We start from the raw sequence: 20,616 nt of genomic DNA on the forward strand, positions 1-20,616 counted from the left end.
ACATCTGCAAAAGAAACTGACAGAGGGGAAAAGTGCTCGAGAAACTCAATGAATTCACGGAAAGCCACGGCGAGTTGCGCCGCGGCCAGGGACTGGTCACAGGAACGATTGCGCTGAGCCTGGGCATCCTGTGCTTCCTGGGCGTGCTGGCCTTCCACTTTCCGCAGTACCTGACCACGCCGGAGTTGCGCAAGAGCTACAACGTCGACGTGATGCGCTTCATCCTGCTGGCGGCCATGCTGATCTCGGGCGGGCTGTCGCTGGTCAACATCATCTTCAACCGCTCGCGCTGGCTCTCGTCGGCCGCGTTCCTGCTGGTGGCGGCCTCGGCGCTGCTCGGCGGGCACAAGGTGCCGGTGCACGACTTCGCGGACAACACGCCGTACATCGGCCTGGACTGGTTCATCCTCGACCTGCTGGGTTCGTCGCTGATCTTCATCTTCATCGAAAAGCTGTTCGCGCTGCGCAAAGACCAACCGGTGTTCCGCGAAGAGTGGCAGACCGACTTTCATCACTTCGTGGTGAACCACATGATCGTGGGCTTCGTGCTGCTGGCCACCAACCTGATGGTGCACAAGTTCTTCGGCTGGGCCGCCAACGACGGCATCCGCGGCTGGGTCGGTGGCCTGCCATTCTGGGCCGGCGTGTTGCTGATCATCCTGGTGGCCGACCTCGTGCAGTACTGGACGCACCGCGCGTACCACGAGGTGCCGGTGCTGTGGCGCCTGCACGCGGTGCACCACAGCGTCAAAAGCATGGACTGGATGGCGGGCTCGCGCCAGCACATCCTCGAGCTGCTGATCACGCGCACGTTGGTGCTGGCACCGATCTATGTGCTGGGTTTCAGCAAGGAAGTGATCGACGCCTACATCGTGGTGGTCGGCTTCCAGGCAGTGTTCAACCACTGCAACGTGAGCGTGCGACTCGGCCCGCTGCGCTATCTGATCGTCACGCCCAACTTCCACCACTGGCACCACAGCCAGGACATCGAGGCGCTCGACAAGAACTATTCGGCGCACTACGCCTTCCTCGACTACCTCTTCGGCACCGCCGTCAAGAGCACCAAGCTCTGGCCCGAGAAGTACGGCGTGCTCGGCGACTACGTGCCCAATGGCTTCTTCAAGCAGTTGAAGTTTCCGTTCGTCTGGAAGGGATGATGCGCGCCGCTCTCAAGACCGCCGCGGTCGTCCTTGCCGCGGGCGCCGCCCTGCTGCTCACGGCCTGCGCCACACGCCTGGATCTGCCGACCAAGGACACCGGATTGCGCCTGCGGGTGCAAAGCTCCGTCATCGCGCCGGGCAACGGCGGCGAACTCATCGCAGCCGATGCGCTGGAGCCCGGCGACATCCTGCTGACCTCGATCGCCACGGTCAATTCCTTCGGCATCCGGCTGGGGACCTTTTCGCCGGTGAGCCATGCGGTGCTCTACCTGGGTGACGGGCAAATCGCCGAAGCCGTGGGCACGGGCGTGCGCGCGCGCCCGCTGGCCGAGGTGGTGGATGAAGAACAGATGGTCGTGGCCTTTCGCGTGCCCGGCGTCGATGCCGAGGGTGCGGCGCGCATGCGCGCCTGGGCGCTGTCGCAGGTCGGTGCGCGCTACAACACCGTCGGCGTGCTGCTCAATGCACCGTTCGTGCTGAACCGGCGCCTGTGCGAACTGCCGCTGGTGCCGGCCTCGGTCAGCAGCTTCTGCATGAGCGGCATGGCCATGGTGCAACTGGGCGCGAGCCGCAACGACCAGTTCTTCTGCTCGCAGTTCGTGCTCGAGGCCTACAAGCAGGCCGGCCTGCCGATCACCAGCGCCGACCCGCGCTGGGTGAGCCCGGCCGACCTGTTGCACATGCGCGAGGGCGACGTGCCCTCGATTGCCGCGACGCAGCCGCTGCGCTACATCGGTCACCTGAAGTACAACCCGCCGCCGGTGCTGGCGGCAGATGGTCCCTGATTTGGGCGCGCCTGCTCAATTCGACGTCGTCGTGATCGGCGCCGGCGCCGCTGGCCTGTTCTGCGCCGGGCTGGCCGGTCAGCGCGGGCTCAAGGTGCTGCTGGTCGATCACAGCGAAAAGGTCGGCGAGAAGATCCGCATCTCGGGCGGCGGCCGCGCCAATTTCACCAACCGCGATCTCGACGTGCGCGCGCCACAGCGCCACTTCATCGGCGACAACCCGAATTTCTGCCGCTCGGCCCTGTCGCGTTATGCGCCGCAGCAGTTCATCGAGCTGGTGCAGAAGCACGGCATCGCCTTCCACGAAAAGCACAAGGGACAGCTGTTCTGCGATGGCTCGTCGCAGCAGATCGTCGACATGCTGTTGGCCGAGTGCGCAGCGGGTGGTGTCGAGCGCTGGCAGCCGTGCAAGCTGGGGAAGATCGTCTTTTCTGCCCCATCCGCTGATGGAGCGGCCGTGAGAGGCTATCAAATCGATAGCGATCGAGGCCTCATCGAAACGCCGAAAATCGTGATCGCCACGGGCGGTCTGTCGATCCCGCAGATCGGCGCCAGCGACTTCGGCTACCGCATCGCCGAGCAGTTCGGCCTGCGCGTCATCACCCCCCGGCCTGCGCTGGTGCCGCTGACTTTCGGTGGCGACGCCTGGGCGCCGTACGCCGAATTGGCCGGCCTGGCGCTGCCGGTACGTATCGAGACCGGCGCAAAGAAGGAAAAGATGGCCTTCCTCGAAGACTTGCTGTTCACCCACCGCGGCCTCTCAGGCCCGGCGGTGCTGCAGATTTCGAGCTATTGGAAGCCCGGAACCCCGTTGACGCTCGATTTCGCCCCGGGAGTGGACGTGGCCGAAGCCTTGGGCGAGGCCAAGCTGCGCTCGAAGAAGCGCATTTCCAACGAACTCGCCACACTCGTGCCCTCCCGGCTGGCGGACGCCTGGGTCGGGCAAGACCCTGCCCTTCAGCGCCCCGTCAACGAGGTGGCGGACAAGGCCCTGGCGGCGCTTTCCGAGCGCATCGCACGCTGGCAGATCACGCCCAGCGGCACCGAAGGCTACAAAAAGGCCGAAGTGACCGCAGGCGGTGTCGACACCCGCGATTTGTCTTCCCAGACCATGGAATCGAAGCAGCCCGGCCTGTATTTCATCGGCGAAGTGGTCGATGTGACGGGTTGGTTGGGCGGATACAACTTCCAATGGGCGTGGGCAAGCGCCCATGCGTGTGCAACCGCGCTATAATCGCGGGCTAACTTTGGCCTTCCCTCAACGGCCGCAAAAATTTTTCAGTTGAGGAACCCCGGCTTTGGGCCTCGATCTCCCCGAGCCAACTTCAGTTCAACGAATCATCAATGACCACCATCCGCGTTAAAGAAAACGAGCCCTTCGACGTCGCTCTGCGTCGCTTCAAGCGCACCATCGAAAAGCTCGGCCTGCTGACCGACCTGCGCGCCCGCGAGTTCTACGAGAAGCCGACCGCCGAGCGCAAGCGCAAGAAGGCAGCCGCCGTCAAGCGCCACTACAAGCGCGTGCGCAGCATGCAGCTGCCCAAGAAGCTGTACTAAGCAACACCCGGGGCAGCCGGCCTTCGACGCAAGTCGCCGCCAGCGCCCCCGTTGCCTCAGCCGCGCCAGGGAAACCTGCCGCGGCTTTTGTTTTTTCTGAAAGGTTGCCGAATGACACTCAAAGAACAGATCACCGAAGACATGAAGACCGCGATGCGGGCCAAGGACTCCGAGCGCCTTGGCACCATCCGTCTGCTGCTGGCCGCACTGAAGCAAAAGGAAGTCGACGAGCGCATCGAGCTCGATGACGCCATGGTCATCGCCATCGTCGACAAGATGGTCAAGCAGCGCAAGGACTCGATCGCCGCGTTCACGACCGGCGGCCGCATCGACCTCGCCGACAAGGAAAGCGCCGAGATCAAGGTGCTCGAGGTCTACCTGCCCCAGCGCATGAGCGCCGAGGAAGTCGCCACCGAAGTGAAGGCCATCGTGGCCGAACTGGGCGCCTCAGGCCCCGGCGACATGGGCAAGGTGATGGGCGCGGTCAAGACCCGCCTGGCCGGCAAGGCCGACATGGGCCAGGTCAGCGCGGCGGTCAAGGCCGCCTTGTCGGGCGCCTGATGAGCGACAGCAGCAACCCCTCGGTCACGATCCCCAAGGCCTGCGCCTGCCTGGTCGACGCCAGGGGTCGGCTGCTGGTCTTTCGCCATCCCGAAGACGGCAACATGCAGTTGCCAAAGGGCACCATCGAGCCCGGCGAATCGCCCGAGGTCGCGGTGCGACGCGAGCTGCTCGAGGAATCGGGCATCGACTACACCGGCGAACTGCATTCGCTCGGCACGCTGGACCGCGAATGCGAGGCCGGCGTCGAGGGCAATACGCACCGCCATCCGCAGCTCTGGCACCTGTTCCTGATGCGCGCCGACCGCGCACTGCCCGAGACCTTCGAGCACATGGCCACTGGCAGCCCCGAAGAAGAGGGCCTGATGTTCTCTTTCAGCTGGCTCACCGCCAGCGATGCCATCGAGGACTTCGCCCTGCCCTACCGCCAGACCATCGAGCGCGTTCGCGCCGCGCTGCTGCTCGCCGCCTGAGCCGTTTGCCGCCCAGGCCTCAGTCCATGGCGCGACCCGCCATGTAAATGCCCAGCAGCGCCAGCCCGATCAGAAAGCAGCGCCGGAACACCACCACCGACAACCGCTGCCGCAGCCACGTCCCGAGCACCATGCCGACGATGGCCGGCACCAGCATCGCGACCGATCCCCCCACCGCCGACATCGGATAGCTCCCGTTGCCCGCCAGCCCGATGGCCAGCACCACGGTCGAGGTGGTGAACGAAATCCCCATCGCCTGGATCAGCGAGTCGCGCTGGAAACCCAGCGCCTGCAGATAAGGCACGGCCGGCACCACGAACACACCGGTCACCGCCGTCACCAGACCCGTCGCGACGCCCACCAACGGCCCCATCCAGCGCTCATGCGCCGGCGGCAGATGCAGTTGCCGCCCCATCAGTCCCCAGAGCGCATAGGCCACCAGCGCCACACCGAGCGCCACCGAGGCCCAGGCGCCGGCAGGGACGCCGAGCCACAGCGCGCCACCCAGCGTCCCGAACACGATCCCGACCTGCAGCCCCCCAATGCGGCGCAGCACCGGCATGAAGGTCGCACGCGGCCCGGTCTGCCAGATGTTCGTGACCAGCGACGGCACGATCAGCAGCGCCGCCGCGCGCACCGGCGGCATCCACAGCGCGAGCAGCGCCATCGACACCGTCGGCAGCCCCAGCCCGATCACGCCTTTGATCACGCCAGCGAGCAAAAAAACAGCAGCAGCCGCGGCCCAGTGGCTCATCCATTCGTTTGAAATCGTCATCGTCGCGAAGTCTGCCGACCGGCGCCGCGCCTGAAAATGCGGCATTCGCGCAGCCAGCCTCAGGCACAGACTGAGGCTGGCGTGCTACCTTGTGATCCATCATGCGATTCGATCTCACCGACCTGCGCCTCTTCCTCCACGTCGTCGAGGCAGGCAGTCTGACTGCCGGTGCGCAGCGTTCGCACATGACGCTGGCCTCGGCCAGCCAGCGCGTGCGGGGCATGGAAGACGCGCTCGGCACGCCATTGCTGACCCGCCACGCGCAGGGCGTGCGTCCCACCGAGGCCGGCCGCACGCTGCTGCACCATGCGCGCGTCGTGCTGCAGCAGATGGAGCGGCTGCGCGGCGAACTCGGCGAATACGGCCAGGGCCTCAAGGGACACGTGCGCTTCATGTGCGGCACCTCGGCGCTGACCGAGCATCTGCCCGAAGTGCTGAGCCGCTTTCTCGCACAACACCCGCGCATCTCGGTCGACCTTGAGGAACGCGCCAGCCCCGACACCGTGGAAGCGCTGCGCGGCGGCCTGTGCGACATCGGCATCGTCTCGAACGCCATCGACAGCGAAGGCCTCGAATGCCATCCCTTCCGCCGCGACGACCTCGTGCTCGTGATGCCGCGCGGCCACGCGCTGGCCGGACGCCGCCGCGTGCAACTTTCCGAAGTGGTCGACAGCGAATTCGTGGGCCTTCCCGCCGACAGCGCACTGCAGCAGCTCATCACGCAGCATGTCCGCGCGCTCGGCAAGCATCTGGCCTACCGTGTGCGCGTGCGCAACTTCGAGGCTGTGTGCCGCATGGTCGAGTACGGCATCGGCGTGGGCATCGTGCCGCAGACCGCCGCCGAGCGCTGCGCCCGTTCGATGAAGATCGCGCGGGCCTCCCTCGCCGATGCCTGGGCCGAACGCACGCTGATGGCCTGCGTGCGCTCGTCGGAAGACCTGCCGCTCAATGCCCGGCGCATGCTCGAGCATCTGATCGCGCCTCCGGAAGAAGCTACGAAGAAGTGACCGGCCGCCCCTGCCGCGCCCGCGCGGCCACGAAGGCATCGAAGGCCTCGCTGCTGGTCTTGCGCGGCACGTAGCCGAAGCGCTCTTTCAGCGCCGTGTTGAGCAGCACCGGCCGGTAGCGCAAGAAGTCGAGCTGCTCGGGGCCATAGCGGCTCACGCCCAGCGCCGAGCCCACTGACAGCGCCGCCTTCAGCACGCCGACCGGCCAGTCGATCGCCCGCTTGCCCAGCCGTTCCGCGATCTCGTGGATGGCCAGCGCGCCATCGCCCGCGAGGTTGTAGCAACCGGCCGGCGCTCCGCCGAGCGCATGGGCGATGGCGCCCGTCACGTCTTCGTCCCAGATGAACACGAAGGGGCTGGCACAGCCACGTATGGCGATCAGCCGCTTCTTCTCGAACAGCGCAGTGATCTGGTTGTCGACACGCTCGCCGAGGATGGTGCCGATGCGCAGCACCGTCTGCGCCAGCGCGGGATGCTGCGCGCGGCACTCGGCCAGCATCTCTTCCACCTGCCGCTTGTGGTCGGCGTAGGCGAACACCGCGTTGCCCCGCAACGGCTGCGACTCGGTGATCCATGCCGGGTTGTCCGGGTGATAGCCGTAGGCTGCGCCGCTCGACGACACCACGATGTGTCGCACACCCTGCGCCACGCAAGCATCCAGCACGTTGCGCGTGCCGCCCACGTCGACCGAATGCTCGAAAGCGCGATTCGATCCCTTGCCGGGCGTGACGATGGAAGCCAGATGCACGACCGTGTCGATGGCGTGCGCGGACAGCGTCCCGGCGATGGCGGGGTCGCGCACGTCCTGCGCTTGATAGACCACACCCGGCAGCCGCCGCTCGGCCGGCACCTCGCGCACATCGAGCGAAACAAGGGCTTCCAGCATGCCCTGTCCGGCCAGCGCTACCAGCAGGCCACGCCCAAGGAAACCATCGCCGCCCGTCACAAGCACGCGCCGGGCGAGCAGTCCTTCGCTCACTGCACCACCGGCTTGCGCCGCCACCAGCTCGCGAGCGCCAGGCCCGCAATGATGTCCCAGAAGCCCCACACGCCCGCGACCACGGCCATGCCGCCCAGCCCGCCGAAGAAGCTGAAGATCAGCACCAGCCCGAGCCCCGAGTTGCGGATGCCGACCTCTATCGACACCGCGCGCCGGTCGTAGTCGCCCAGCCCCGAGAGCCGCGCGCACAGGTAGCCCGTGCCGAAGGCCAGCGCGTCGTGGATCACCACCGCCAGCAGCACCAGCCCCACGTAGTCGAGGAAGAAGCGCCAGTTGCCCGCAATGGCGCCGACGATGAACACGATCAGCGCAACAAAGCTCACGATGCCCACCGGCTTCTTGATGCGCGCCGTAAGCCCCGGCAGCGTGTGCGCGCAGGCCACGCCCAGCACGAAGGGAATGCCGATGATCATCACGATGTGGCCCAGCATGTCGAGCGGGTCGAGCGCAATGGTCTTGAGCAGCGCCGACGCCGTCGGATGCATGCCGCCCCAGAACGCAAAGTTCAGCGGCATCACCACGATCGAGAGCGCATTCGAGATCGCCGTCATCGACACCGACAGCGCCACGTTGCCGCCCGCGCGGTGCGTGAGGATCTGCGAGATGTTCCCCGGCGGGCAGCAGGCCACGAGGATCATGCCCAGCGCGATGCTCGGGGCAGGCTTCAGGATCAGCGTGAGCGCGAAGGTCACGGCCGGCAGCACGATGAACTGCGCACCGATGCCCACCGCCATCGCGCCCGGCATGCGCGCCACGCGCTTGAAATCGGCGATGCGCGTGTCCAGCGCAATGCCGAACATCAGGAAGCCGAGCACCACGTTGAGCAGCACCAGCGACGCGGGGTTGAAGTGGAGGCGGATTTCGTCGACGGGCAGCATGGTGGTCGTGGCCTCGTTCAGGGTGAGTCGGCCAGCGCCGCAGCCGCGCTGCGGACCGCCGCGCGGTAAGTGTCCTTGTGCACGTAGTACGCCATGCGTTCGAGCTGCAGGTACTTGAAGCCGCCCGACAGGTCCGGCGGTGGCCCCAGCACCGCCGCGCGCAGCGCCACTGCCTTCGGCGAGCCCGCCGCCTTCGCGCGGAAGTAGCGCGCCACCAACTCAGCCTGCTCGTAACGTCCCTGCCAGCCGATGCCGCTCGCCTCGATCATGCCGAGCACGGCGATGTTCTCGAAGCGCGGCGCGAAGATGTTCAGGTACAGGCGCGGCGCCATGCCTTGCCAGTTGAGCAGCTCGCGGTCGATGAATGGGTAGTGCAGCGCATAGCCGGTGGCAGCCAGGATCAGGTCGTAGTCGCGCGCACTGCCGTCCTTGAAATGCACCGTGTGCCCATCGAGCCTTGCGATGTCGGCGCGCACGCCGATGTCGCCATGGCCCACGTGATGCAGCACCAGCGAATTCACGATGGGGTGCGACTCGTACATCTTGTAGTCGGGCTTCGGAAAGCCGAAGCGCACCGGGTCGCCGGTGAACCACTTGAGCACGGTCGAATCGATCTTCTGCTTGAGCCACGGCGGCAGCGGGCGCTTGCCGCCCAGCGTGTCGGCCGGCTTGCCGAACACGTACTTGGGCACGAAGTAGTAGCCGCGCCGCACCGAGATGTCGACGCTCTTGGCGTAGTGCACCGCATCGACCGCGATGTCGCAGCCCGAATTGCCGGCGCCGACGATCAGCACGCGCTTGTCCTTGAACAGTTCGGGGTGCTTGTAGTCGCTGGTGTGCAGCAGTTCACCGTCGAAGCGGCCTTCGAACTGAGGCCGCTTGGGCTCGGCGAGCGTGCCGTTGGCGATCACCACGCCCTTGTATTCGGCGGTCTCGATCTTGCCGTCGCCCGCATCGATGCTCACGCGCCAGCGCGTGTCGGGCGCATCGCTCACCGGCTCGACGCGCAGCACGCGCGTGTTGAAGCGGAAGTGCTGGCGCAATGCAAAGTGATCGGCGAAGTCGCTGAAGTATCGGCGCAGCTCGCGGTGGCTCGGGTAGTCGGCCACCGTGTCGGGCATCGGGTACTCGGCGAACTCGGTGGTGGTCTTGCTGGAGATCAGGTGCGCCGAGTGGTAGACGGTGGAGCGCGGGTTGTCGATGTCCCACAACCCTCCCACGTCGCTGTGCGCCTCGAAGCCCTGGAACGGCACGCCGTGCTTTTGCAGGTTGCGCGCGCCGGCCAGGCCGGAGGGGCCGGCGCCGATCAGCGCGATCTGTTCGTGGGTCGGTGCGGCAGCATCAGACATCAGGGAGGGGGGTTCCTTCGAAGAAAGTCCGGGAATGGCGGTGGCGCCGGCTTCACCCACGCGCGGCTTGCGCGGCTGGCCGCGCAGCACGCGGTCGTGCAACTTTTCGGGCAGCAGGTCGAGCGCCTTGGAAAGCCAGCCGATGCGGCGCGGCAGCACGATTTTTTCGCGGCCCGCGCCCACGCCCGCCAGCAACTGGTGCGCCGCGGCTTCGGCTTCGAGCAGGCCCGGCATCGCGAAGCGATTGCCGGCCGTGAGCGCGGTGCGGATATAGCCGGGACTGATGGTGTGCACGCTGAGGCCCGTCTCGCGCAGTTCGGCGCGCAGGCTTTCGAGATAACGGATCAGGCCAGCCTTGCTCGCGCAGTAGGCGCCGTTGCCCGGCATGCCGCGCCAGCCCGCGATGCTGGCCACGCCGACCAGCGCACCGCGCCGCTGCGCGCGCATGGCGCCGACAAAAGGCTGGAAGGTGGTGGCCGCGCCGAGCAGGTTGATTTCGAGCATGCGGCGGAACACGTCGAGGTCATCGGCCTCTGCCGTGTCGTAGCCGCCTGCGACGCCGGCGTTGGCAATCACGAGATCGGGCACGCAGAAGCGATTCATCCAGTCAGCGGCCATGACCCGCATCGCGCGCCCATCAGACACATCGGGCGTGTAGACAGCACAGCGTGCGGGGGCCAATGCAGCCAGCGCCGCAAGCCGCCCCGCATCGAGCCCGACCAATGCCACCTGCGCACCACCGTCGATCAGCTCACGCGCCAACGCCTGACCCAGACCACCACAGGCCCCGGTGAGGACGACGTTGCGAAACACAAGGGACATGGGCGCGATGGCTCCGGGTGGCAAAACCCGGCCACTGTAGCCGCGCATCCGCGCCGCGTCCCCCGGCATTTCCCCTTGCCCGGGGCGCCCATGCTGAAGGGACGCCGAATGAATCAGGCCGGCGAAGGCTCCGGAAACTCGATCTGGATCTTCACGTCGGTCGCTCTTCCTGCGGCCGCTTCCTCGAAAGCGCGCACGCCATCGTCGAACGCGAAGGTGCGCGAGATGAAGGGCTTCACATCGACCTGCCCCGATGCGATGAGCGCCAGCGCGCGCGGGAAGATGTTGGCGTATCGGAACACCGACTCGATGCGAACCTCCTTCGCCTGGATCGCCACGATGTCCAAAGGCACCTTGCCACCGGGCATGCCCACCAGCACGAGGCAGCCACCGGGGCACAGCAGATCGAAGATGTTGTCGAAGGCGCGTGCGCTGCCGCTGGCCTCGAAGACCACGTTGGCGCCCCAGCGGTCGGTCAGGGCCTTCACGGTCTCGGCGAGGTTGGCGTCGCGCACGTTCACCGTGGTCACGGCCGGGTTGTCGGCGAACAGCGCCAGCTTCTCCGGCACGAGGTCCGCAAGGATCACGCGCGCCGCGCCACCCGCGAGCGCGGCCAACGCGGTCATCGCGCCGATGGTGCCGGCGCCGATCACGACCGCCACATCGCCCGGCTTCAGCGCCGCCTTCTTCGCAGCCTGCAGGCCGATGGCCAGCGGCTCGACGATGGCGCCTTCGCCAAAGCTCACGTTGTCAGGCATGCGGAAGGTGAAGGCCGCCGGATGCACCACGAAGGGCGTGAGACAACCATGGATGGGCGGCGTGGCCCAGAAGCGCACGGCAGGGTCGAGGTTGTAGAGGCCTTCGAGCGTCGCTCGCGAATCCATCTGCGGAATGCCGGGCTCCATGCACACGCGGTCGCCGGCCTTCAGGTGCGTGACCTCGGCGCCCACTTCCGTCACCACGCCCGAAGCCTCGTGGCCCAGGATCATCGGCGCATCCACGATGTACGGGCCGATGCCGCCGTGCTGGTAGTAGTGAACGTCGCTGCCGCACACGCCCACGGTGTGCATGCGGATCTTCACGTCGCGCGGGCCCATGTGAAGGGGAACGTCGATGTCGCGCAGCGCAAGCTCGTGCGCCTTTTCCAGAACCAGTGCTTTCATTTCTTATCTTCCTGTAGGAACGTGTGATGTGTCAGTGCAAAGGGATGTCGATGCGCAGCAGCGAGGCTCCGGTGTCGACGTCGAACAGGTGCACCTGCGCAGGGTCGGCCACGAAGCTCACGCGCTCCCGCAGGCGCGGGCATTGCGCGGACGGCATCAGCGCGGCGATTTCGCCGTCGCCCTGGCCAAAGCTCACCAGCACTTCGTTGCCCAGGTATTCGACGAGCTGCACCTCGCCGGAGAAACCACCGCCCCTGCCCCCTTCGTTGTCGACCAGCAGGTGCGCGGGGCGCACGCCCAAGGTCACGCGCTGGCGGCCTTCGAGCGAGAAGCGGCGCGCGTCCACATGCACCGAGCCCTCGCGCCCCGTCAGCTCGAAATGGCTGCCGGCGTCGCGCACCGACATCTCGACCAGGTTCATCGGCGGCGTGCCGATGAAGCCGGCCACGAAGGCCGAGCACGGCCGCTCGTAGATTTCGCGCGGCGAGCCGACCTGCTCGATGCGCCCGTCGCGCAGCAGCACGATGCGGTCGGCCAGCGTCATTGCCTCATGCTGGTCGTGCGTCACGTACACGGTGGTGGTCTTCAGCGACTGGTGCAGCTTGGCGATCTCGATGCGCATGTGGTTGCGCAGCTTGGTGTCGAGGTTCGACAAGGGTTCGTCGAACAGAAACACCTTCGGCGTCTTGATCATGGCGCGCGCAATGGCCACGCGCTGCTGCTGGCCGCCCGACAGCTCGGTGGGCTTGCGCTGCAGGTAGCGCTCCAGGCCCAGCGTGTCCGACACCTCCTTGATGCGCAGGTCGATCTCGGGCTTGGGCACCTTCAGGCGCTTGAGCCCGAAGGCGATGTTGTCGCGCACGCTCATGTGCGGGTAGAGCGCGTAGTTCTGGAACACCATGGCAATGCCGCGCTCTTGCGGCGGCAGGTCGTTCACCCGTTGGCCTCCGATCAGCAGGTCGCCACCGGAGATGTCTTCCAGTCCCGCGAGCATGCGCAGGATGGTCGACTTGCCGCAGCCCGAGGGGCCGAGGAACACGACGAACTCGTTGTCGGCCACATCGAGGTCGAAGGGATGGACGACCTGCGTGTCGCCATAGCGCTTGATGATGTTGTGACAGCTGATTGCGGACATGTTGTTCTTTATGGGAAAAGAGGTGGTCTGGCTCATGCGGCGTCGCGCTTGCGCTTGAAGGCCGCATTGAGGAAGCCGCTGAGCACGCCGACCATCAGGAGCGGTGGCAGCGACAGCAGGATGACCGAGGCATTCAAGATGCCCCAGGGCACGTCGCGCCCGAGCTGGCTCAGCTCCGAGGCCACGATGGGCAGCGTCTTGGCGTCTGACGTCGTGAGCATCAGCGCGATGAGGAACTCGTTCCACACCAGCACGAAGCCGAATGCGATGGCACCAAGCAGCGAGCGCGCGGCAATCGGCAGCGCCACCTTGAAGAAGATCGCGTAGGGCCCGTAGCCGTCGACCCGGCCCGCTTCTTCGACTTCCTTGGGTACGGCCTTGAAGGCGGGAATGGCGAGCCAGATCACGGTCGAGAGCGTGAGCAGCGTGTAGGTGACGATCAGCGCAAAGCGCGTGTCGTACAGCTCCAGTTGCAGCCAGATGACCATGAGCGGAATCGCCACCGCCACGGGTGGCAGGAAGCGCATCGACAGCACGAAGAACTGGATGTCGTTGGCCCAGCGCAGCGGGTAGCGTGCGAGCGCATAGGCGGCGGGCAACCCGAGCAACGCGCCGATGATGACGGCCGAGCCGACCACGATGATCGAGTTGAGCAGCCCTTGTGCCACCGCCTCGCGGCTCAGCACGTAGATGTAGTTCTCCAACGTCGGCGTGAAGATGAACTTCGGCACGGCGGAGACGATGTCGACCCGGTTCTTGAACGAGTTGAGAAAGGTCCAGAGCAAGGGTATCAGCGCGGAGAGCCCGGCGCCGATGAGCACCAGCCGCGCGAGCAGCGTGCCCAGGGGGAACGGTTTCTTCTTTTGGGATGTCGTCAATTCAGTTCTCCACCTTGGCGGTGTTTGCTGCGCGGTGCTGTTTGAGGGGGTTTTGTTCGGGGCTTGTGCGAATGACACCAGGTGCTCCCCTCCGCGAATGTCCCCCGCTTCGCTCCTCCTTTATTTCGCTGCGGGGAGCACCTGGCGTCATTCGCACGGGGCACGCCGCTATTGATCCAGCGATCAACGATCGCTCCTCATAACGCTCACGTCGGCGGTGTGCTCTGCGCAGCGAAATAAAGGAGGAGGGGCGCGCAGCGCCCCGGGGGACATTCGCGGAGCAGAGCACGCCGTCGGCGTGGGCGCGCCCTGAACAGCAGCAGCCCCCCAACCGCACAACGCGACAAACAGAAAGGCGGGGATTCATCGCGTCCACTTCCAGATGTAGGTGAACGCCACAGTCGATGCGACCATCATCAGCACCGCCATGCTCGACGCATACGAGATACGACCCGATTCGATGAAGCCCTGTGAGAAGGCGTACATGTCCAGCGTCTCGGTCGAGATGCCCGGCCCTCCGCGCGTCATCACATAGATCAGGTCGAAGGCACGCAGCGACTCGACCATCTTCACGAAGGTCAGGCTGATGAGGGGGGCCTTCAGCATCGGCAGCGCGACATAGGTGTAGACCTCCCAGGTCTTCGCGTGGTCCATGCGCGCGGCCTCGAAGGGCTGCGGCGGCAATGTCTCCAGCAGCTTCAGCACGATGACCGCGAAGAACAGCCCCCACTGCCACACGTCCACGAACGCCACCGTCAGCAGCGCCGTGTGCGGGTTGGCCAACAGGTCGAGCGGCTCGCCCGTGATGGCCTTGTACGGATACGTCAGCAGGCCGAACAGCGGATGAAAGGCAAACTTCCACACGAAGGCGGCCGACACGCGCGGCAGTAGCACCGGCACGATGAACAGCATGCACAACACATTGCGCCAGCGCGCCGTGGTGCACTGGAACAGCAGCACGCCCAGCAGCACCGCCAGCACCATCGTCGCGCTCACCGTCACCACCTCCCAGGTGAGCGACACGCCCACCGAGTTGATGAAACGCCGGTCGGAAAACAACTGGATGTAGTTGGCGAACCAGACCCAGCCCGAATCGGCCTGGCCCAGCTCGCGGTCCTGCAGCGAGATGCCGATCGCGAACAGTGTCGGCACCAGCGCCAGAACCGCCAGCACCAGCAGGCCCGGCCCGATGAAGACGACCGGCAGCCTTGTCTTTTTTCTTCTCTCCCTTGCAGCCATCACTTCTTGCGCCGTGCGATCAGTTGCTTGGCGTACGCGTCGAGTTCATCGAGCCCGCCCTGGACATCGGTGCGCGAACCGGTGATCAGCTCTTCCAGAATGATCCCCCAGCGGTCGCCCAGATCGGGCCACAACGCGTCTTGCCAGAAGTTCACGGCCGTGACCTTGCCGGTGTCGGCCAGCGCCTTGCCCAGGTCGGCGCCGTAGCGCTTGGCGAACTCGGGGCTGCCCAGCACGCTGGTGCGGTTGAGCTCGCTGAACTGGCCTTCGGCCAAACGGCGCTGCTCCTGCTTCTTCGAGGTGGCCCAGGCGACGAAGAGGCCCGCGCACTGCTTCGCCTCTTCGGTCTTGTTGGCCTTGGCGCCGATCGCGAGGCCATGGCCGTAGCCGCCGCCGGTCAGCGGCGCGGGCGGCGGCAGGTAGGCGACCTTGCCGATCACGGTCGAGGTCTTTGGATCGAGCGCGTTGCCGGCAAGCGGTGTCGACTCGACCAGCATCGCGACCTTGCCCGCGAGGAAGGCACCGGTGGATTCGTCCCAGCTGCCGGTCTTGGTGCCCGGCGCCGAATACTTGAACAGCTCGAGGTAGGTCTGGGTGGCCTTCAACGCGGCGGGCGAGTTGAAGACCGGCTTGTCGCCCTCGAACCACTGGCCGCCATAGCCGCGGAAGAACGGCATCCAGCGCCACACGTTGGCGCCCGAGCCACGCTGGCCGCGCAACGCCACGCCGTAGACACCGTTGGCCGGGTCGTTGAGCTTCTTCGCAGCGGCGACGAATTCATCGAGCGTGGTCGGCGGCTTGACGCCGGCCTTCTCCAGCAGGTCCTTGCGATAGACCAGCAGGTCGCCACCGCCGGTGAGCGGCGCGAACCATACCTGCCCCGCGAAGGTCGCGACCTTCTGGCGGCCGGGGTCGAAGTCGGCGTAGTCGTAGTCGGCCGGGTAGTACTTGGCGAGCGGCACGATCCACTTGGACTGCGCGAACAGCGGCACGTTGGCCTCGTCGACGTAGTACACGTTGTACTTGCCGACGGTCGAGGCGTCGGCGCGGGTCTTGGTGCGGCGGTCGTTCTCGTTGAGGTTGTCGATGTTGAACGAGACGCCACTCAAGGTCTTGAACTCGTCCTTGTACTTCTCGAGCAGGGTCAGCCCGTCACGGGGCTGCGACAGGACGCGCACGTCCTCCTTGCAGACCTGGGCTGGCGCCTGGGCCTGAGCCTGGGCGCTCCATGCGGCCAGCATCGCCAGCAACAGCGCGCTCCCCGTGATCCGGTGCTTTGTGATTAGGTTCTTCGGCATCGCTTCGTCTCCTTTGAACCTGCTGTGGAATGCCGGCAAATCGCGGCAGAAGCAGGAGGGATGAAGCGTAGGCAGCGCGGCGCCGGCACCGCGTACGAGCGGGCTGGCGCACTGGTATTTTCATGACCAGCCGGCTCGGGGTTTTGCCGGGGGTCAGATCCGTATCAGGCCGGGCTCAGGCCGTGGCAAGCGGCGTGTGCTGCCGCGAGCGCAGGCCAAAGCGGTCCTGCGCCTGATGCCGGTAGGCCGAGGGTGTCATGCCCTTGAGCTGCAGAAAGCGCCGGTTGAAATTGGCCAGGTTCGAGAAGCCCACCTCGTAGCAGATGTCGCTCACCAGCCGGTCGGACACCTGCAACATCTCGCAGGCCTTGGCGATGCGCAGGCGCGTGACGAAGTCGGTGAAGGTGGCGCCCATGTGCTTGTGGAAGTAGCGCGAGAAGCTGCTTTCGGCCATGTTGGCCACCGCGCACACGGCCGGCAGCGAGAGTTCTTCCGTCAGGTGCTGGTCGAGGTAGTCGAGCACGCGGCGCATGCGCGTGTTGGCGCTCGGGTCCTCGCCCGCTGGCTCGGCGGAGCTGGAGATCTGGCGCCAGTCGGGCCAGTTGGCCAGCTCGTGCAACAGGCTGATGAACTCCGCGAGCCGGGCCATGCCGTCTTGTGCCTGCACGCGGCGAAAGCGCTCGCGCACCAGGTCGCCGATGCCGAAGAACTCGACGCCCAGCCGGGCCCGGTCGAGCAGCGGCACCACCGCGTCCAGTTCGGAGAACAGGCCCACGCCCTTGCGCAGCGGCTCGTCGCGAAAGTGGATGACCATGCTGCGCTCGGCAATGCCTTCGGGCGGCACGTCGTGCGAGATCCAGGTGTGCGGCAGCCGTGCGCCCACCAACGCCACGTAGCCGGGCTCGAAGCGGCCGATATGGTTGCCGACGAAGGCATCGCCGCTGCTGCGGTTGATGCACTGCAGCTCGTACTCGTCGTGGTAGTGCCAGCAATCGAAGGGCCAGGGCGCGCCGTGCTGCAGGCAGCGCACGGAGCCGCCGCCCGCCGGCTCGAAACCCAGCCTCGGGTCGCGCAGCAGCTCGTGTTCGAGCTCGGGTTTTCGTGCGGCGTGCTGTCTGCTCATCCTGAATGTCCCTGCCTTGAATGAAGCCGGGGTTCTTTCTGGTCAGCGCCGCGATGGGAGGCGCCGGCTCAGGCGCCAGCCACCTTCATGCGGTTCACCAGCACCGACCCCGTGGTCTTGGCGCCGAAAGTGTAGGCATCCGCGCCGACGGCTTCAATGCCCATCAGCATGTCCTTGAGGTTGCCGGCGATGGTGATCTCCTGCACCGGGAAGGCGATTCGGCCCTTCTCGACCCAGAAACCGCTGGCGCCGCGCGAGTAGTCGCCGGTCACGTAGTTCACGCCCTGCCCCATCAGTTCGATCACGAAAAGACCCGTGCCGAGCTTGGCAAGCATGGCGTCGAGGTCGTCGGTGTGCTTCGTCAGGCGCGAGCTGAGCGTCAGGTTGTGCGAGCCGCCGGCATTGCCGGTGGTCTTCATGCCCAGCTTGCGGGCCGAATACGTGGAGAGAAAGTAGCCTTCGAGACGGCCGGCATCGACCACCTTGCGCGCCCGGGTGATCACGCCTTCGTCGTCGAAGGGCGAGCTGCCCTTGCCGCGCATGATGTGCGGGTCTTCGGCAATGTCGAGGTGCTTGGGCAGCACGGGCTTGCCCAGCGAATCGAGCAGAAAGGTGCTCTTGCGGTAGAGCGCTCCGCCGCTCACGGCCTGCACCAGCCCGCCCAGCAGGCCCACGGCCAGCGGCGACTCGAACAGCACCGGGCATTCGGTGGTCTTGATCTTGCGCGACTTCAGGCGGCTCAGCGCCCGTTCGGCGGCGTAGCGGCCCACGGCCTGCGGGCTGGCCAGTTCGTCGGCGGCGCGCATCGAGCTGTACCAGGCGTCGCGCTGCATGCCGTCGCCCTTGCCGGCGATGGGTGCCACCGAAATCGAGTGCCGCGAACTGGCATAGCCACCGCGAAAGCCGTGCGTATGGGCGCTGAAGAAATGGCTTTGCTGGGCCGAGACGCCAGCGCCTTCGCTGTTGGTGATGCGCTTGTCGGTCGACAGGGCGGCCTCTTCGCACTCCAATGCCAGTTCGGCGGCCTGCTCGCTCGTCACGTCCCAGGGGTGGAACAAGTCGAGTTCGGGGTGCTCCTTGGCGATGTCCGCCTCGTCCGGCAGGCCGCTCACCGGGTCTTCGGCCGTGAAGCGGGCGATGTCGTAGGCCGCTGCCACGGTCTGCTTGATGGCGGCCTCGGAAAAGTCGGAGGTGCTGGCGTTGCCGCGGCGGTGGCCCACATAGACCGTGATGCCCAGCGATTTGTCGCGGTTGCGCTCGACGTTCTCGAGTTCGCCCTTGCGGACCGAGACGCTCAGGCCGCAGCCCTCGGAGGCCTCGGCCCCGGCGTCGGTCGCGCCCAGCTTCTTGGCATGCGCCAAGGCCGTGTCGACCAGGTTTTCGAAGAAGGAGCGGCTGTAGGCGAAGCCGGAATCGGCGCGCGAGGAGGATGTCGTCATGTGGTGGCTATGATACTTGCGCCCCCTATTTCTCGTTTTCCCACTGTCTGTTGCGCACATTGCAACGCCGCACGGTGCGGCCCAGAATCCAACTCCATGTCCCGCAAACCCAAAAAAGGCTATTTCGTCCGTGGCCAGTTCGTTGCCGAAGGCAGCGAGCTCGACCTTGAACTCAAGCGTGAGCTCAAGGGCACCGACGAATCCAGCCGCACCGACCTCAAGCGCGAAAGCGACGAACTGCAAAAGCTCGGCGAGGAACTGCTCGGCCTGCGCGCCGCCCTGTTCGACGCCCTCCCGCTGGGCGAAAAACTGGTCGACGCCGTCGCCGAGGCCAAGCGCATCACCAATTTCGAGGGCAAGCGCCGCCAGATGCAGTTCATCGGCAAGCTGATGCGCAAGCTCGACGAGCCCACGCTCGAGGCCGTCAAGCTCGCCCTGACCGAGCAGAACACCGTGCCGGCCGCCGAAGCCGCCGCGCTGCACGAGGCCGAACGCTGGCGCGACCGGCTGATTGCCGACGACGACGCGCTCGGCGGCTGGATCGAGACCCACCCGGCCACCGATTCCCAGCAACTGCGCGCGCTGGTGCGCCAGGCCCGCAAGGACATGAAGACCGGCCCGGCCGGTGAAGCACCGCGCCAGGGCAAGGCCTACCGCGAGATCTTCCAGCTGGTGCGTGCGCAACTGGCGGTGCATGGCGGTGCCGACCATGCGGCAGCGGCGGCGGCGCAAGATCGCGAAGAAGACGCATGACCCCCCTGTTTTTCTCCCTCCCCTCCCGGGGGAGGGCCGGGGTGGGGGCACGGCGGCCTCCGGTCATGCACGGCGCTTCATCGAAGGCCTGCCCCCATCCCAACCTTCCCCCGGAAGGGGAAGGAGCAAGACCATGAGCACTCCTGACCTTGTCCGCATCGGCATCGTCTCCATCAGCGACCGCGCATCGAGCGGCACCTACGAAGACAAGGGCCTGCCCGCGCTGAAGGAATGGCTGGGCCGGGCGCTGAAGAATCCGATCGAATTCGAGCCCCGCCTGATTCCCGACGAGGCCGCCGGCATCAGTGCCGCGCTGATCGAGCTGGTCGACGCCGGCTGCTCGCTGGTGCTCACCACCGGCGGCACCGGCCCGGCCCTGCGTGACGTGACGCCCGAAGCCACGCTGGCCGTCGCCCACAAGGAAATGCCGGGTTTCGGCGAGCAGATGCGCCAGATCAGCCTGCGCTTCGTGCCGACCGCGATCCTGTCGCGCCAAGTGGCGGTGATCCGCGGCAAGAGCCTCATCATCAACCTGCCGGGGCAGCCGAAGTCGATTGCGGAAACACTCGAAGGGCTGAAGGATGCGGATGGCACGCAGCTCGTGCCGGGCATCTTCGCGGCGGTGCCCTATTGCATCGACCTGATCGGCGGGCCGTACCTGGAGACCGACGATTCGGTCTGCAAGGCCTTCAGGCCCAAGTCGGCCATTCGCCCACGCTGAAACTGGCTTTCCCGACGAAGACGGGGCAACGCCCCCTTCCTCATTTCTTCATGGCGCTGAAGCGCTCCTGGCCTCGACATCCTTCAGGCAGGCATTGATTGCCGCGTTCGATGTCTGCTCATAGCAATGCGCGGCGGCCACCCGCACAGCCTTCTGCTGCACGCGGCGCGCTTCCGCACTGTCGATCTGGTAGTTCATGAGCCACTTCATGGCGAATGCCAGGACGATGCCCAGGCCGATGGCCGCGCCGACCAGCGTCGATCGCCAGGTTCGGGTGCGGGGAGCACGAGGCGCGGGCGCGGCATCTGCTGCATCGAACAAGGCCATCGGCGGCTGCGAAGCCGAGCCGCCATGGACCCTTCGGCGCTGTTGAGTCGGCGCCTCCGTCCTGCGCGCCCCGGTTGACGATTTGTTGTAGTTGCCCATCGATCTGTCGTTGTGAATCGGGCCGCCAGCCAGTTGCATAGCGAGGCATGCCCTCTTCAAACGCAGATTCATGC

At 66.2% G+C, this 20,616-nt stretch carries 21 protein-coding genes; 9 read left to right on the top strand and 12 right to left on the bottom strand.

Annotation, left to right across the window (positions count from 1 at the left end; genetic code table 11):
* The first annotated feature begins 32 nt into the window (after window positions 1-32).
* The 6 genes from H7F35_RS00205 (at window position 33) to H7F35_RS00230 (ending at window position 4,536) form a co-directional block, all read left to right on the top strand.
* The gene (locus H7F35_RS00205; protein ID WP_187111002.1) at window positions 33-1,157 is read left to right on the top strand and encodes a sterol desaturase family protein; all 1,125 of its coding nucleotides are present in this window, start codon (window positions 33-35) and stop codon (window positions 1,155-1,157) included.
* The gene (locus H7F35_RS00210; RefSeq protein ID WP_187111003.1) at window positions 1,157-1,945 is read left to right on the top strand and encodes a YaeF family permuted papain-like enzyme; all 789 of its coding nucleotides are present in this window, start codon (window positions 1,157-1,159) and stop codon (window positions 1,943-1,945) included. Before H7F35_RS00205 ends, H7F35_RS00210 begins: the two co-directional genes overlap by 1 nt.
* On the top strand, window positions 1,935-3,179 hold the full coding sequence (locus H7F35_RS00215) for an NAD(P)/FAD-dependent oxidoreductase (protein ID WP_187111004.1): 1,245 nt from the start codon (window positions 1,935-1,937) through the stop codon (window positions 3,177-3,179). The genes H7F35_RS00210 and H7F35_RS00215 overlap by 11 nt, the downstream gene beginning before the upstream one ends.
* Window positions 3,180-3,289: 110 nt before the next feature.
* Complete coding sequence (gene rpsU / locus H7F35_RS00220) at window positions 3,290-3,502, top strand: 30S ribosomal protein S21 (RefSeq protein ID WP_007833691.1); 213 nt, start codon at window positions 3,290-3,292, stop codon at window positions 3,500-3,502.
* A gap of 111 nt (window positions 3,503-3,613) precedes the next feature.
* A complete protein-coding gene (locus tag H7F35_RS00225) occupies window positions 3,614-4,063 on the top strand; it encodes a GatB/YqeY domain-containing protein (RefSeq protein ID WP_187111005.1) in 450 nt (149 codons plus the stop codon).
* On the top strand, window positions 4,063-4,536 hold the full coding sequence (locus H7F35_RS00230; RefSeq protein ID WP_187111006.1) for an NUDIX domain-containing protein: 474 nt from the start codon (window positions 4,063-4,065) through the stop codon (window positions 4,534-4,536). Before H7F35_RS00225 ends, H7F35_RS00230 begins: the two co-directional genes overlap by 1 nt.
* Window positions 4,537-4,555: 19 nt before the next feature.
* On the opposite strand, the gene H7F35_RS00235 is transcribed toward H7F35_RS00230, so the two are convergent.
* Window positions 4,556-5,311, bottom strand: a complete 756-nt coding sequence (locus H7F35_RS00235; RefSeq protein ID WP_222621996.1) for a sulfite exporter TauE/SafE family protein — start codon at window positions 5,309-5,311, stop codon at window positions 4,556-4,558.
* A 101-nt stretch (window positions 5,312-5,412) separates the two neighbouring features.
* Here H7F35_RS00235 and H7F35_RS00240 point away from each other — a divergent pair, with 101 nt between their 5' ends.
* Window positions 5,413-6,318: a LysR family transcriptional regulator gene (locus tag H7F35_RS00240; protein WP_187111008.1), complete on the top strand. Its 906-nt coding sequence runs from the start codon at window positions 5,413-5,415 to the stop codon at window positions 6,316-6,318.
* On the opposite strand, the gene H7F35_RS00245 is transcribed toward H7F35_RS00240, so the two are convergent.
* From H7F35_RS00245 to pmbA, 10 genes are all read right to left on the bottom strand, one after another.
* On the bottom strand, window positions 6,305-7,297 hold the full coding sequence (locus H7F35_RS00245) for an SDR family oxidoreductase (protein ID WP_261803471.1): 993 nt from the start codon (window positions 7,295-7,297) through the stop codon (window positions 6,305-6,307). The genes H7F35_RS00240 and H7F35_RS00245 overlap by 14 nt on opposite strands.
* Window positions 7,294-8,196, bottom strand: coding sequence for a bile acid:sodium symporter family protein (locus tag H7F35_RS00250; RefSeq protein WP_187111009.1), 903 nt, complete (start codon window positions 8,194-8,196; stop codon window positions 7,294-7,296). Before H7F35_RS00250 ends, H7F35_RS00245 begins: the two co-directional genes overlap by 4 nt.
* 17 nt (window positions 8,197-8,213) lie before the next feature.
* Window positions 8,214-10,367 (bottom strand): SDR family oxidoreductase, encoded by a 2,154-nt coding sequence (locus H7F35_RS34650; protein WP_261803472.1) that lies wholly within the window; start codon window positions 10,365-10,367, stop codon window positions 8,214-8,216.
* A 113-nt stretch (window positions 10,368-10,480) separates the two neighbouring features.
* On the bottom strand, window positions 10,481-11,530 hold the full coding sequence (locus H7F35_RS00265) for an NAD(P)-dependent alcohol dehydrogenase (protein WP_187111010.1): 1,050 nt from the start codon (window positions 11,528-11,530) through the stop codon (window positions 10,481-10,483).
* Between the two features lie 31 nt (window positions 11,531-11,561).
* Window positions 11,562-12,665 carry an ABC transporter ATP-binding protein gene (locus H7F35_RS00270; RefSeq protein ID WP_187111011.1) on the bottom strand — a complete coding sequence of 368 codons (1,104 nt, stop codon included), beginning with the start codon at window positions 12,663-12,665 and terminating at the stop codon, window positions 11,562-11,564.
* Window positions 12,666-12,697: 32 nt separating this feature from the next.
* Window positions 12,698-13,510: a carbohydrate ABC transporter permease gene (locus H7F35_RS00275; RefSeq protein ID WP_187114075.1), complete on the bottom strand. Its 813-nt coding sequence runs from the start codon at window positions 13,508-13,510 to the stop codon at window positions 12,698-12,700.
* A gap of 396 nt (window positions 13,511-13,906) precedes the next feature.
* Window positions 13,907-14,782, bottom strand: coding sequence for a carbohydrate ABC transporter permease (locus H7F35_RS00280; RefSeq protein ID WP_187111012.1), 876 nt, complete (start codon window positions 14,780-14,782; stop codon window positions 13,907-13,909).
* Window positions 14,782-16,080: an ABC transporter substrate-binding protein gene (locus H7F35_RS00285; RefSeq protein WP_261803473.1), complete on the bottom strand. Its 1,299-nt coding sequence runs from the start codon at window positions 16,078-16,080 to the stop codon at window positions 14,782-14,784. The genes H7F35_RS00280 and H7F35_RS00285 overlap by 1 nt, the downstream gene beginning before the upstream one ends.
* Window positions 16,081-16,255: 175 nt before the next feature.
* The gene (locus H7F35_RS00290; protein WP_187111013.1) at window positions 16,256-17,203 is read right to left on the bottom strand and encodes a helix-turn-helix domain-containing protein; all 948 of its coding nucleotides are present in this window, start codon (window positions 17,201-17,203) and stop codon (window positions 16,256-16,258) included.
* A 68-nt stretch (window positions 17,204-17,271) separates the two neighbouring features.
* A complete protein-coding gene (pmbA, locus tag H7F35_RS00295; protein WP_187111014.1) occupies window positions 17,272-18,642 on the bottom strand; it encodes a metalloprotease PmbA in 1,371 nt (456 codons plus the stop codon).
* Window positions 18,643-18,738: 96 nt separating this feature from the next.
* Between pmbA and yjgA the strand changes: the two genes are divergently transcribed.
* Window positions 18,739-19,395: a ribosome biogenesis factor YjgA gene (gene yjgA, locus H7F35_RS00300; RefSeq protein ID WP_187111015.1), complete on the top strand. Its 657-nt coding sequence runs from the start codon at window positions 18,739-18,741 to the stop codon at window positions 19,393-19,395.
* A 133-nt stretch (window positions 19,396-19,528) separates the two neighbouring features.
* Complete coding sequence (mog, locus tag H7F35_RS00305; RefSeq protein WP_187111016.1) at window positions 19,529-20,116, top strand: molybdopterin adenylyltransferase; 588 nt, start codon at window positions 19,529-19,531, stop codon at window positions 20,114-20,116.
* Between the two features lie 48 nt (window positions 20,117-20,164).
* Here the strand turns inward: mog and H7F35_RS00310 are convergent, their stop codons facing one another.
* The gene (locus tag H7F35_RS00310) at window positions 20,165-20,542 is read right to left on the bottom strand and encodes a hypothetical protein (RefSeq protein WP_187111017.1); all 378 of its coding nucleotides are present in this window, start codon (window positions 20,540-20,542) and stop codon (window positions 20,165-20,167) included.
* Window positions 20,543-20,616 lie beyond the last annotated feature (74 nt).

Source organism: Variovorax sp. PAMC26660 (assembly GCF_014302995.1).
GTDB lineage: Bacteria > Pseudomonadota > Gammaproteobacteria > Burkholderiales > Burkholderiaceae_C > Variovorax.